The organism is Neobacillus cucumis, assembly GCF_002860255.1.
GTDB classification, from domain to species: domain Bacteria; phylum Bacillota; class Bacilli; order Bacillales; family Cytobacillaceae; genus Neobacillus; species Neobacillus cucumis_A.
Genome location: NZ_PGVE01000028.1, coordinates 222265 through 236218, shown reverse-complemented (window position 1 = coordinate 236218; position 13954 = coordinate 222265). Strand labels below are relative to the sequence as shown.

General features: G+C 40.4%; 11 protein-coding genes. 8 read left to right on the top strand and 3 right to left on the bottom strand.

The window, feature by feature from the left end; translation table 11 throughout:
- The first annotated feature begins 8 nt into the window (after positions 1-8).
- The 4 genes from CVD27_RS06300 (at position 9) to CVD27_RS06285 (ending at position 5391) form a co-directional block, all read left to right on the top strand.
- Positions 9-365 carry an ArsR/SmtB family transcription factor gene (locus CVD27_RS06300; protein ID WP_101647029.1) on the top strand — a complete coding sequence of 119 codons (357 nt, stop codon included), beginning with the start codon at positions 9-11 and terminating at the stop codon, positions 363-365.
- Between the two features lie 397 nt (positions 366-762).
- The gene (locus CVD27_RS06295; RefSeq protein WP_007083969.1) at positions 763-963 is read left to right on the top strand and encodes a cold-shock protein; all 201 of its coding nucleotides are present in this window, start codon (positions 763-765) and stop codon (positions 961-963) included.
- 148 nt (positions 964-1111) lie between these two features.
- The gene (locus CVD27_RS06290) at positions 1112-2257 is read left to right on the top strand and encodes an exonuclease SbcCD subunit D (protein ID WP_101647028.1); all 1146 of its coding nucleotides are present in this window, start codon (positions 1112-1114) and stop codon (positions 2255-2257) included.
- Positions 2254-5391: an AAA family ATPase gene (locus tag CVD27_RS06285; RefSeq protein WP_101647027.1), complete on the top strand. Its 3138-nt coding sequence runs from the start codon at positions 2254-2256 to the stop codon at positions 5389-5391. The genes CVD27_RS06290 and CVD27_RS06285 overlap by 4 nt, the downstream gene beginning before the upstream one ends.
- A gap of 71 nt (positions 5392-5462) precedes the next feature.
- Here the strand turns inward: CVD27_RS06285 and CVD27_RS06280 are convergent, their stop codons facing one another.
- On the bottom strand, positions 5463-7115 hold the full coding sequence (locus CVD27_RS06280; protein ID WP_101647026.1) for an FAD-binding dehydrogenase: 1653 nt from the start codon (positions 7113-7115) through the stop codon (positions 5463-5465).
- A gap of 167 nt (positions 7116-7282) precedes the next feature.
- On the opposite strand from CVD27_RS06280, the gene CVD27_RS06275 reads away from it, so the two are divergent.
- The 3 genes from CVD27_RS06275 to CVD27_RS06265 all read left to right on the top strand — a co-directional run bounded on the left by CVD27_RS06275 (position 7283) and on the right by CVD27_RS06265 (position 8891).
- Positions 7283-7792 carry a hypothetical protein gene (locus CVD27_RS06275; protein ID WP_101647025.1) on the top strand — a complete coding sequence of 170 codons (510 nt, stop codon included), beginning with the start codon at positions 7283-7285 and terminating at the stop codon, positions 7790-7792.
- A 167-nt stretch (positions 7793-7959) separates the two neighbouring features.
- Positions 7960-8370 (top strand): VWA-like domain-containing protein, encoded by a 411-nt coding sequence (locus tag CVD27_RS06270; RefSeq protein WP_101647024.1) that lies wholly within the window; start codon positions 7960-7962, stop codon positions 8368-8370.
- A gap of 56 nt (positions 8371-8426) precedes the next feature.
- Complete coding sequence (locus CVD27_RS06265; RefSeq protein WP_101647023.1) at positions 8427-8891, top strand: GNAT family N-acetyltransferase; 465 nt, start codon at positions 8427-8429, stop codon at positions 8889-8891.
- A 21-nt stretch (positions 8892-8912) separates the two neighbouring features.
- Here CVD27_RS06265 and CVD27_RS06260 read toward each other — a convergent pair whose 3' ends face one another.
- Positions 8913-10217, bottom strand: coding sequence for an Nramp family divalent metal transporter (locus CVD27_RS06260; protein WP_101647022.1), 1305 nt, complete (start codon positions 10215-10217; stop codon positions 8913-8915).
- A 273-nt stretch (positions 10218-10490) separates the two neighbouring features.
- Here CVD27_RS06260 and selB point away from each other — a divergent pair, with 273 nt between their 5' ends.
- Positions 10491-12374 (top strand): selenocysteine-specific translation elongation factor, encoded by a 1884-nt coding sequence (gene selB / locus CVD27_RS06255; RefSeq protein WP_101647021.1) that lies wholly within the window; start codon positions 10491-10493, stop codon positions 12372-12374.
- Positions 12375-12424: 50 nt separating this feature from the next.
- Here the strand turns inward: selB and CVD27_RS28985 are convergent, their stop codons facing one another.
- The gene (locus CVD27_RS28985; protein WP_101647020.1) at positions 12425-13897 is read right to left on the bottom strand and encodes a TerD family protein; all 1473 of its coding nucleotides are present in this window, start codon (positions 13895-13897) and stop codon (positions 12425-12427) included.
- Positions 13898-13954 lie beyond the last annotated feature (57 nt).

Below are 13954 nucleotides of genomic sequence, written 5' to 3'. Positions count from 1 at the left end.
GTGATTTTTTGAATTTAGAAATGCAGCAATTTAAAGCGGAATTTTTTAAAGCACTGGCTCACCCCCTAAGAATCCGCATTTTGGAACTGCTTGCTGAGGGGGATAAAAATGTCAATGAAATTCAAACCCTTGTGGGCAGTGAAGGTTCTGCTGTGTCCCAACAGCTGACGGTTTTACGAGCAAAAAATATTGTCACAGGAACCAAGGAAGGGAATAAGGTAATCTATACGTTAAAGGACCCGATGATTATTGAATTACTGGCAGTGGCCCGTCAGATATTTAATAATCATTTAGTAGATACAATTACCATCCTGGATAAGTTTAAAGAAGAGGAAGACGATGTCCTCACGCAGTCGAAGAATTAATCTTCGGCTGTTTTTATTTATTGTAATATTGAGAAGACAGCAATAGTATGAGAGAAAATTGTAAAAATGGAACCGTTTTAAAATTGAGCCCAATTATTTTTCTTCAAAATACGACAAACTCATTACTAAACTGCTATATTTAATGGAGAATCCAGAAGGTAGAAATAGAGGAATGTAGAATCGTGTAATAGCGTGTCGTAAAGCCCTTTCTTGACAGATTTTAATATAGATGATAAATTTTAAACAGCCGTTGCACACGAGATAAGATTTATGTTACCAGCTTGTTCAAAGTTTTAACCGATGTTTGGATGAGGAAATGAAAGTAAAGCTATCACGTTGTACTTTGGTGAATTTTACACATGGCTTAAAGTTTAAGCCAATAGGAGGATTTTTTTACATGAAAAACGGTAAAGTAAAATGGTTTAACTCAGAAAAAGGTTTCGGATTCATCGAAGCAGAAGACGGAAACGACGTATTCGTTCACTATTCTGCAATCCAAACAGAAGGTTTCAAAACTTTAGAAGAAGGTCAAGAAGTTTCTTTCGAAGTTGTTGAAGGAGCTCGTGGACCACAAGCTGCTAACGTAACGAAGAAGTAATTTTACCAAAACAACAATTACAACAGCCTGGACATTGTCTAAGGCTGTTTTTTATTGTCTTAGTTTAGTTATACAAGTGATTTCCAGATTCATTCCAATTGGTATTTTGCTATAATAGTAGTATTCGAATATGCAAGAGGTGACTTAAATGAAATTTATTCACACCGCTGATTGGCATTTAGGTAAATTAGTACATGGTATTTATATGACAGAGAATCAACGTGCTGCACTTGAACAATTTGTTTCTATTGTAGAGGAAGAGAGACCGGATGCAGTAGTTATTGCAGGCGACCTATATGACCGTTCAGTTCCTCCAACAGATGCGGTGGAGTTACTAGATGAAATTCTTTTTAAAATCAATGTTGAGTTAAAGACCCCTGTTGTAGCCATAGCCGGGAACCATGATAGCGCGGAGCGTCTTTCCTTTGGAAGCTCGTGGTATAAACATAGTCAATTCTATTTAACTGGAAAATTAACAAATAACTTAAAGCCGGTTCAAGTTAATGGGGTAAACTTTTATCTTGTCCCCTATGCAGAGCCAGGGATGGTCCGCCAGCTGCTTGAGGATGATTCTATCCATTCACACCAAGAAGCGATGAAGGCCCTGATTGGTAAAATAGAAGAGAACTTAAATCCGAATGAACCAAATGTTTTGGTCGGACATGCCTTTGTTTTAGGCGGACAAACCTCCGATTCTGAACGGATTTTATCTGTGGGCGGCTCAGGCTGTGTGGGTGCAGAGTTATTTGCTCCATTTTCCTATACGGCGCTGGGACATCTGCATAGTCCTGACGCGATAAACCACGAGAAAGTGAAGTATTCTGGTTCCCTGTTAAAATATTCTTTTTCGGAAGCAAAGCAAAGAAAGTCCATTTCTATTATTGAAATGGATGAAAAAGGGGAGTTTTCCCACCGGTATCGGTCGCTTACACCAAAACATGACATGCGGGAGATCGAAGGACATATTGAAGAATTGCTTGATCCTAATTTTTATGGGAAGGAACAAGTGGAAGATTATTTAAAAATTACATTGCTGGATGAAGGTGCCCTGCTTGATCCGATAAATAAATTGCGACAAGTTTACCCAAATGTTCTCCATTTGGAAAAGAAGATTGACCTTACAGACAGTAAGAAAAAACAATCCTATACAGTTATAAAAAGTGAGAAAAAATCTGAAATTGATCTATTCGAACAGTTTTATTCCGATATGACAACCTCTGAATTTACTGCGAATAAAAGAAACGTCATGACTGAAATTATTGACAAGGTGTTGCGAGAGGAGGGAGTTAAATGAAACCGTTAAAATTAATCATGCAGGCGTTTGGACCGTATGCAGGCCGGGAGGAAATAGATTTTAATCAGCTTGGAAACCGGACCATGTTTGTCATCTCTGGAAAAACAGGTGCGGGAAAGACAACGATCTTTGATGCGATTAGTTATGCCATCTATGGCAAAGCTAGCGGGGAAGACCGTAATGGCCCGGAGCTCCGCAGCCAATTTGCAAAAGAAGATTTGTTAACAGAGGTTTCGCTTGATTTTTCCCTGCGTAACAAAGTTTATTCCATTACACGCTCACCACAGCAGCAAAAGAAAAAGGACAGAGGCGAGGGTTTCACATCTATTGGAGCGAAAGCGGAATTATATGTATGGGATGTAGATGGGGAGAAAAAATTGCTTGCCTCGAAGACAAGTGATGTAGAAGAAAAAATTAAGGAAATTATGTTGATTGATGCCAATCAGTTCCGGCAGATCTTAATGATTCCTCAAGGAGAATTTCGAAAACTGTTAACATCAGACAGTAAGGATAAAGAACTCATCCTGCAGCGGCTATTTCATACTCAGCTATATAAATTAATAGAAGAAAAGCTTAAACAGGAAGCGGCCGATCTGAAAAAGGCAGTTGAAGATCAGGAGAAGGCACGTAATGAAGCCTTACGCCGAATCCAAGTGGTGACAAATGAAGGACTCCGCCAAGTTCTTAATACCGATCCGGAGAATCACACTGTGATCATGCCGCTATTACATGATGAGATCGTTGGCATGGTGGAAAAACTAGACCAATTAACAAGTCAATTAACAGTAAAGGTTCAAGAGCAAGATAAATTAAAGGGGCAGCTTTTTGAAGCAGAAGCTATTCTAAAACAGCTGCAAACGAAAGAGGAGTTAAAAGAACAAAAGGCGCACCTGCTTGATCAACAGGACCTGTTCTCTGAGAAAGAATTACAGGTTCAACGCGCGCAAAAAGCGGCTTTATTGTCTAAACAAGAGGAGCTTTGCCATCGGTTAAAACGGGAGGCAGACAAGCTTCAGGCAAATATAAACTCGATATTAGCCGAGATTAAAGAATTGAATGAACTTGAAGAACAGTATAAACAGCAGTTACAGAAAGAACTTGAGCGTGAGGATGACCGCCAAGCCGCACTTTCTGAAGTGAATCGTCTAGTGAATATGAAAGAAGATGTCTATTCATTTGCAGCCTTAAAGAAAGAGACAAATCAGAAAGCCGTCGAGCTAAAAGCTGCAAAAGAAAAGCAATTGAAGGATGAACAAAGATTACAACAGTTAGAAGAGAGAGTTGCTTCGTTAAAGGTTCAAAAAGAAGAAATCGAAAAAGGCAAATTAACCTTTTTAGAAAATAAGGGTAAGCTTGAAAAACTGAGAGTTGATTTTGCCCGTCTTGAAAAACTAGAAACATTGCTTGCCCGTCATCAAAAAGCCGAGCAAGACCTGGCTGTCATAAGTGGCCATTTTGAAAATACGGTGGCTCGATTTAAGGATGCAAAAGCCCTAATAGATGAGTTGGAGATAAAATGGATTCATGGGCAAGCAGCTATTTTAGCTGCTAATCTGCGAAATGATGTAGCTTGTCCTGTTTGTGGGTCTTTGCATCATCCAGCACCAGCAAGTGGTAAAGAAAATAGTATTCCAACCGAAGATGATATGAAGGCTGCTAAGGCACAAGTCGAAAAATGGGAAAAAGAAAAATCACGAGTGGAAGCTAACTTTTATCAGTGTCAATCAGAAGAAAGAGCACAAAAAGAAGCAGTTAAAGACATGCTAATCGAAATACGAGTAACCCATCCAGACTTTATTCTAGATCAGTTATCAAATGTAAAGTTAGAAGCAGCTTCGGCCATTAAGGATTTAGTTCATCGGCAAAGTAAGTTAGAAGAACAAATTCAAATGCTAGAACGGCTTAAGTCAGAAATTGATTCTCGAGAGAATGAAAGAGGCGTATTACAAAAAGGGATTGAACAGTTAAGGGGAATGGTAAGTGATCTAACCGTTCAGTTTACAAAAAAAGAAACTGATCTTTCTAGAATGATGAAGGTAATTCCTGAAAATTTACGCTCAGAAACGGAATATGAAAGGGCTCTGGCTGCCTCTCGAAGTCGTCATGAAATGTTAGTGAAACGGCTAGAAGAAGCGAAGGAACGTCTTCAAGCTGTTCATGAAAAACTATCTAATCAAAAGGCGAGATTAAAGGATGCCGAGAAGCTTCATGCTTCGAAACAAAAGGATCTTGAAACAGAACGTGGTATCTTTTTAACGAGACTATCTGAACAGGGCTTTGAGAAATATGGTATTTATGCTGCTTCGAAAAGGACAGAAGGGGAAATTCAGAGCCTTCAGGAAGAAATTCGCAGCTATCGTGAGGAGTTACGCTCTGTTTCTGACAGGCTGAAGGAATTAATCGAGCTTTTATCCGATGTGAAAACACCCGATGTTGAGGGAATTAAACAGGAGTTATCGAAATCTACAAGTGAGATTGAAGTGCTGGGACAAGAACGAAATGATTTAGTTTTCAAAAAACGTGATAATGAGGAAATTTATAGCCGTGTCCAGAATCTGAATAACGAGCTTAAGGAATTGGAGGAACGGTTCAGTATTATCGGTGATCTATCTGATATTGCAAGAGGACAAAATAATTTACGTATTACGTTTGAACGTTATGTTCTTGCTGCCTTCTTAGATGATATTTTACGAGAAGCGAATGTCCGCTTGAGAAAAATGACCTCTGGACGCTATCTGTTACAAAGGAAGACTGATCGTTCGAAAGGTAACGCTCAAAGCGGTTTAGAATTGCTTGTCTTTGACCAATATACTGGTCAGGAACGCCATGTTAAAACGTTATCGGGTGGAGAAAGCTTTAAAGCATCCTTGTCATTGGCATTGGGTTTGGCAGATGTGGTGCAAAATTATGCTGGTGGTGTTTCTTTGGAAACGATGTTTATTGATGAAGGGTTTGGTACACTTGACCCCGAATCACTGGACCAAGCCATTGAATCCTTAATGGATATACAAAGCAGCGGCCGATTGGTCGGAATAATCTCTCACGTGCCTGAATTAAAAGAGCGCATTGATGTAAGACTTGAAGTTATAGCCGGACAAACTGGAAGCCGGACAGAGTTTAAATTTACAAATTGAAATCAATGAGAGCAAGGGGACGGTTCTTTTGCTTCGTAAGCATGAGAACCGTCCCCTTGATTACCCTTGCTTCATAGTTCCTTTGCGAGTGCCCGCCCAGCCTGTCTTCCAGTAAACAGGCAGCCTCCGACGAAAGTTCCTTCTAATGATCGGTAGCCATGAATACCTCCGCCTCCAAAGCCTGAAACTTCTCCAGCGGCATAAAGTCCTGGAATAGGATTACCTGAGGCGTCCAAGACCCTTCCAGATAAATCCGTTTGCAGACCGCCGAGTGTTTTTCGGCTGACAATATTCAAGCGGACAGCAATTAATGGTCCCATCTTGGGATCAAGGATCTTATGCAGCGGAGCAACCCTGATTAATTTATCCCCTAAATAGTTACGTGCACCCCTCATGGCAGTAATTTGCAAATCCTTTGTAAATTTATTATCAATTTCCCGGTCCCGCGCGAGGATTTGGCGCTTGACTGCTTCAACTTGGAGGAGGTTTTCGCCAGTAAGTATATTCATCCCATCAACGAGGTCTTCCAGGGTTTTGGCAATAACAAAATCTTCTCCTTTGTCCATAAACGCTTTTACAGGTGCAGTAGGTCCAGGAAGGACACGGGCTAAAACCTTTTTAATACTCTTTTCTGTCAAATCAGGATTTTGCTCCGAACCAGAAAGGGCAAATTCTTTTTCAATTATCTTTTGGGTTAAAATAAACCACGAATAATCGTAACCCGACTTCATGATCGCTTCAAGTGTTCCGAGTGTATCAAATCCTGGGAAGTTTGGTGCTGGGAAACGGTTCCCTTTTGCGTCAAGCCAAAGGGAGGAGGGACCAGGGAGTATACGAATCCCATGGTTAGGCCAAACGGGATCCCAGTTTTTAATGCCTTCCGTATAATGCCACATTCGATCTCGATTTACAATACGGCCGCCCGCTTTCTCCGTGATAGCGAGCATCCTGCCATCCACATGTTCCGGTACCCCTGAAATCATGTGTTTCGGAGCTTCACCAAGACGTGCTGGCCAATTTTTTCGAATTAACTCATGGTTGCCCCCTAAGCCACCGCTAGTAACCAGTACGGCTTGGGAGTGAAACTTAAAATCTTTGATTACTTCACGGGAACTTGCTTCCCCACGAGCTGCAGAGCTGGCTATTAAAATATCGCCCCGTACGCCGACGACCTTTTCATTTTCCTTAAGTATTTCGTTCACCCGATGACGCGGTCGATAATCCACTAGACCTTTCACCATGGCCTCTCGCATTCGTTCCTCGAACGGTTTCACAAGTCCAGGACCAGTTCCCCAAACGATATGGAAACGTGGCACAGAGTTTCCATGTCCCTCTGCCGTATATCCGCCACGCTCAGCCCAGCCAACTACCGGGAAAAAGCGAACACCCATATCATACAGCCATTGACGTTTCTCCCCAGCAGCAAAATCCACATAGGCTTCAGCCCACTTTTTCCCCCAGTAATCCTCGTCCTCCTCGCGGTCATAGCCGGCGGATCCTAACCAGTCCTGCCAAGCCAGCTCCCGGGAATCCTTTATGCCCATTCTTCTTTGTTCAGGTGAGTCTACTAAAAATAAACCGCCAAACGACCACCACGCCTGGCCTCCCAATGAGGCTTGGGGCTCTTGGTCTAATAAAAGTACTTTTTTACCAGAACTAGCCAGTTCAGAAACTGCCACTAACCCGGCAAGGCCAGCACCAACTACGATCACGTCATATTTCAAAATTCTTCCCCCCATTTCGACTTAGACCTATGTATATTTTCTGAATAATCAATATTTTTATTATAGCATATATCGATCTCATGAAATAAGATGAATTCTATTAACAGAATAGATTTTCCATTAATGATGAATAATATGTTCAAACATGGTTAGGAGGATATTTTTCTATGAAAATGATAACATTCATATTATGGAGCCTGTTCATCGTTCTTTGTCCACTTAATACACGAGCCGATGAACTGCCTAGGTTATCTTCCGATTGCCTTGAGGATATGAAAATTCGAGATGTTGAATATAATAAATCCATTATGAAGGAGATTATTACTGAACTTGGGCTGGATATCGACAATCAAAATTATATTGAGGTTTCAGACAAAGCTTTAGACGCTGCCCATCTAATTTACGGCGGGAAAGAAATGGATGAAAACTACCGATCATTACATGAACAATTTATCGTGGCATCTCGAGGAAAACCGACCCTTTATATCAAACCAAAAGAAGCTTACCTGCTTTATAAACAGCCTGACAATACAAACGTAGCTGTTCATTTAAAACTGGCAGATTTCAAATGGGATGTAGTGGGTAAGAAAAAGAAAGAGGGAAATCCCGTTCATTACAAGCTTTTAAAGTGCGAAAAAGAATACTTAAAGAAAAAACGAGAGTACTTTAACCAATAATCATAATATAACCTGTACATCACAAAAAACGCTTGAGAAAAATATCCTGTTATTGTGATATACTTAAGAAATAGAGCAAATTTTCCCGCATTTAACCAATCATAAACCCCTTCACTAAAACCCAAAATAAGATAGTTCACTCATTCAATACAAAGGGGTTGTTGGGGTTGAGATGGCATAAAACGATACTATCAATGATTCAGCAGCGGCAGGATAAAAAGGTAGCATTAGCAGTGGATACCTCCACAAATGAGGCACCAGTGATCCTGATTAATAACATAGTAAAACTGTTTGAGCAGGTAAAACCCGACACATTATTAGTTCAAGCAGATTTTAAAATTAGAAGCATTTCCCCCATTCAAAGTGATTCGATTAAATATCATACTCATGGGAAGTCTTCTTATACATTAGTTTTAGAGTGGGCAAAAGAAGAGAAGATTGATACACTATTTTATATAACCGATGTCACAGGCTTTTTCTCTGAAGAGATGGAAAAGGTAGATTTTGAATTATTTTGGCTTGTACCAGGGGATTTCCTGCCTCGGGTTCCTTTTGGGAAGGCCATTAAAGTGGCATAATCCTTTATCCCTCACCTGGTGGGGGATTTTTTTAAGTTAGGGGAGAGGAGAACAAAGTGATAAAAGAACTGGATTTAAATCAAACCAGCGTACTGAAGGAGGTTTTTGACCTCCAAAAAGAATCCTATTTGGTTGAAGCCCAAATAATTAATTTTTATGAGATCCCTCCTTTTAAAGAAACAATCAATGAACTGAAAGACAGCGGTGAAACATTTTTGGGGTATTATAAGGGAGAGTGTCTCGCTGGTGCCATTTCATATACGCTACATAATCAGGAACTGACCATTTGCCGTATGGTCGTACATCCAGACCATTTCCGAAAAGGAATTGCTCAAAAACTGCTGACAAAAGTGGAGGAACACCATCAGGATATCTCTATACTGCATGTATCAACTGGAAGAGATAACCCTCCAGCCAAAAATTTATATTTAAAAAATGGCTACCAATGGATATCTGATCAAGAGGTAGTACCTAATTTTTATATTAGTCATTATAGAAAGGAAAAACACCATCCCGAATAAGATGGTGTTTCTTCATCTTCATTACCCAAAAATTACTTGTACAACCATCCAAATGTTTAAACCAAGGATGATTAAAGCAAATAGGGAAGAAAGAATTGTGGTAATTCGCTTATTTGTAAGTACACCCATAAGGTCTTTTTTCTGTGTAAAATAAATCAAAGCGATAATTGGAAACGGCAAGACAATGCTCAGGATGACTTGACTAATAATAAGTGTCTGAGTTGGGTCGACCCCAAGAGCGACGATAATCACGGTTGGCAGCATAGTTACTAATCGGCGGACCCATAAAGGAATGCTAAAGCCAACGAACCCTTGCATAATTACCTGGCCCGCCATTGTTCCGACCACCGAACTTGAAATACCAGATGCTAGCAGGGAGATTAAGAATACACTAGCAGCTGCCGAGCCTAGCAGTGGGGTAAGGGTATGGTAAGCTGTTGTCAAATCTGCAATATGACTTTGACCGGTTGTATTAAAAACAGAGGCGGCCATATACATCATCGCAAGATTAACAAAGCCTGCCAAAGTCATCGCAATCATAATTTCTTTCGTACTAAATTTTTGAATTTTAATCTTTTCCTGATTATTTCTAGGAACGATCCGATTTTGGGTTAAGCTTGAGTGTAAATAAATCGCGTGTGGCATAACCGTGGCACCAATCACACCAACGGCAAGCATGATACTTTCATTATTACCGAGCCAAGGAACCACACTATGATAGGCGATTTGTGAAAAATCAGGCTGTGATAGTACGGTTTCTACCAAGTAGCATAAACCAATTAACATCGCGAAGGCAGCGATGAATTTTTCTAATGGCCTGAATCCGAATTTCTCAAGCATCAGGATTAAATACGTGACCACACCAGTGATAAGGGTGGCATATAGCATAGGTATTCCTGCAAGTAAATTTAGTGCCAGTGTTGCCCCTAAAAATTCAGCGAGATCGGTAGCCATTGCAGCAAGCTCTGAAACAATCCACATTATTATCGTCAGCCATTTTGGCATATGGTCCCGACAAATCTCTGGTAAACTTTTTCCGGTGGCAATACCAAGCTTTCCTGACATATTTTGAAGGAGCATTGCCATAAGGTTCGCTAAAACAATGACCCATAGCATTTTATATCCAAAACGGGCACCACTTTGTATGTTGGTAGCAAAGTTTCCCGGATCTACATAAGCAATTGATGCAATAAAGGCTGGACCAAGGAATGGCAATAATGCCCGAATCCCTTTTACTTTTCCATTTATGGCATCCCTTGCGGCTAAAACAGTTTTGTTTTCTGCTGCTCGAGCCTTTTCAACGGCAAGTGAATTAGTCTGGCTCATAAGACACCATCCTTTCTTATGTTATTTTTCATAGGCGCAAGGTTTGTTCGTTAATCAACAAAAGTTGCACACGTGCAAAATCTTTAGATTTATTATAATAAATTTCTGATATTTTGTGTATATTTTTGCCTATTTAATTTTTATTTTTTTTGAAAAAAAATAAAACGACTTAGAACCGTTTTCTCTAAGTAAATATGTCTAAAAGTGTTCGCTTGAACAAATAACCATTTCAAGCTACAGTAGAATGGTAGAACGATTAAGAAGGTGCTTAATTTGGAAAAACGCTATTTTACGATTGGGATGGCAGGTCATATTGACCATGGAAAAACATCTCTAACAAAGGCATTGACGAATGTCGATACAGACCGTTTAAAAGAAGAAAAGGAACGGCAAATCTCCATAGAACTGGGCTTTGCTCCTTTATATGAAGACCAAGAAATCCAAATTTCCGTCATTGATGTTCCAGGGCATGAACGTTTTATCCGACAAATGATTGCCGGGGTAGCCGGTATCGACCTCGTCGTCCTTGTGGTTGCAGCGGATGAAGGTGTTATGCCGCAAACAAAGGAACATCTTGATATTTTAAAATTTTTAGGTGTGAAAACTGGGATTGTCGCCATTTCAAAAATAGACCGAGTTGATGAAGAATTCATTGAGCTGGTGAAAGATGATATTTTAGGAGAACTAACGGGGACTGTGTTTGAGGATGCCCCTTTTGTTTTAGTTGATAGTTTATCTAAAAAAGGGATAGAAGAAATAAAAGACTTAATTATTAGGACGCTAAAGGATCAAGAGATGCGAGATGCCAAAGGGGCTTTTCGTCTGCCGATTGATCAGGTGTTTACTGTAAAAGGTCAAGGGACCGTTGTACGTGGGACTGTTTATGAAGGAACAGTTGAGGAGGGACAAGTATTAAAAATTATGCCAAGGGGTCTTGAAGTAAGAGCTAGGCAAATTCAGGTCCATCATCACCCTGCAGAGAAAGCGTATGCAGGTCAAAGGGCAGCTATAAACATCTCAAACGTTTCAAAAGAAGAAATTGAAAGGGGAGATGTGTTAGTTTCCTCCGAGCATTTCATTGTAACAAAAACAGTCGATGTGGCGATTCGGGTTGTCGCAGACCTTGAACATATCGTCAAGCAGCGGATGCCGATCAAGCTTCATATTGGAACAGCGGAGGTTATGGGGCGAATTGTTTTCTTTGATCGGAATGAAATTAAAGAAGAAAACAGTGAAATTCTATGTCAGCTTCGATTGGAAGAAGAAATCCTAACAAAGCGGGGAGACCGTTTTATTCTTCGCCGCCCAAGTCCGCAGGAAACCATAGGCGGCGGATGGGTGATTGATCCACGTGGCAATAAATACCGTTTTGGAAACCAAACAATCGATGAACTGGGAAAAAAGAAAGTTGGAACACCAAGGGAGCGGATTTCGGCCGCACTCATGGAAGCAAAAAGCCTCCCATTAACCGAACTGATAAAACGTACGGCGCTTGATGAATCAACGTTAACAGAGCAGTTAGCTAATAAGGAATTTGTTTTATATAATGGAAAAGAGTATACACTTAAACTCTTAATTGAGTCCATTGAAGAAGCTATTTTTGACCAACTTCAAGAATTCCATCTAACCCATTCGATGAAGGCAGGGATCAATAAAGCAGAGCTGCTGCAGACACTTCAAGAAAGGTTCCCAAAACCACTACTTGATTTTATTGTGGAAGATGGTATGACGAATGGTATATTTAAGAGGAAAGAACAATTTGTATCCTTAGCAGCTTTTGTGCCTCATGTACCAAAAAGCTGGGCCAAACGTACAGATAATTTGTTGAATGAGTTAAAAAAAGACGGGCTTAAGGTACGTTACTTGAAGGATTATTTTGAAGCTGCAGGTATTCCAGCTGGACTTGAATATGACTTAAAAAAATTCCTAGAAGATCAAAGTATGCTTGTCCAGTTAGATGATCAATTTGCTTATCATGGGGATAGATTTAAAGAAGCTGTTGAAAGACTTCAAAACGGAACAGGAGCGGAGTTTGAAGTGGGGGACGCGAAGGATGTTCTAGAACTGTCGAGAAAATATATGATTCCATTTTTAGAAAGATTGGACGCAATGGGAATAACCAAACGCGTGGAAAATAAAAGAATATGGAAAAAATAATCTGAAAATGCCTCCATTCCATCTTGGACTGGAGGCTATTTTAGCTTAAATTACGAAAGGAACTCCGCTGGATTTAAACCAAGTTCACGGCAAATATCCGCAACCATTTGCTGTTCATTCTGATCAAAATTCCCATCTGCATAGCCAATGGCAATACAGTAGCGTGCCACTAATCGAGCAATTTCAGGCTTTGTCCTAATTTTACCCAGTGCACGAAATGCTTCCGCACGACCCATCATTCGATCATTTTCCATCCTTGATACAAACTGATTAAATTTTTGAATAACCTTTGCGGTATCAAATACTCGCAATTCCTCACTTTGATTCACAAAGTCAATCATTTTTTGACGCTCAGATGCATCTAAATAACCATCAGCCATGGCCACTAACGCACAAGCGGCCGTGACAGCATCAAGAAGGTCCTGACTTTTGTAACGATGGAACAATTCTTGTGCGCGTCGTTTTTGATTATTGGCCCATTCTACATAATCTGTTTGCGAAGGGGCCCATCCATGGCCGCAATGGTTACATGTAAACTTTAATTGGTTTTTTCCAATAAAACCTCCAAGTAATCCTACAGGTCCAAGAATTAAGCCGCCAATCGCTGCTTTCCCTATACCAAATCCTTTTTTTCCTGTTCTGACATTAGTTGAATGGCACCGAGGGCACATAATATCATCTCCGCCATATGACGATTGGCTGTGGGGATTTGAATAGGCCGTCTGTGGATATCCAAAAGCAGGCTGACGGTAAGATGATTCGGGTTGAAGATGGACATGCTGCTGTTGGTTCGTATTTCGGTTTATTTGGCTTTGCTGGTATGAGTCATAGTTCGTTTGGTTTTGTTGATTGGAGTTATATGAATTTGTGTTCATTGGTTGAGTAGAATGACTACTATAATTAACCGGCTGATTGGTTGGCTGCGGAGACGGTATGTATGGAGTCGGGTCATCAACAGTCACACCGAAGTTTTGGCATAAGGCTGCTAGTCCTCCTTGAAAACCGCTGGCAATCGCATTGAATTTCCACTCACCATTATGACGGTATAGTTCTGCTGCGACAATGGCGGTTTCGACTGTAAAATCCCTGCCTAGATTAAAGCGCAATAGCTCCTCGTTCGTATTTTCATCAAAAATACGTACATAAGCATCAGAAATTTGTCCAAAACTTTGCCTTTTTATCTGGGCGTCGTGAATGGTAATGGTGAAGGCAATCCGGTGGATATGGTCAGGAACCCTGCTTAAATCAATCCTAATTTGTTCATCGTCACGTACACCAGAACCTATACGATTATCTCCGCTGTATATAATCGATCCATTGGCCCCTGAAGGGTTATTGTAAAAGACAAAATCCTGGTCGCTGTTCACTTTCCCAGATGGTCCTAATAAAAACGCTGAGGCGTCTAAATCAAAATTTGAACCCAATTGGCTTATATTCCATCCCAGTCCGACAACTACTTTTTGAAGGCCTGGGTGTGATTTCGTTAAATCAACTTTTTGACCCTTGCTTAGAGTAACACCCATAATTTTCACTCCTTATCCTTTTATTTATGTACATTATAACGGTAAATCTAAAAAGGG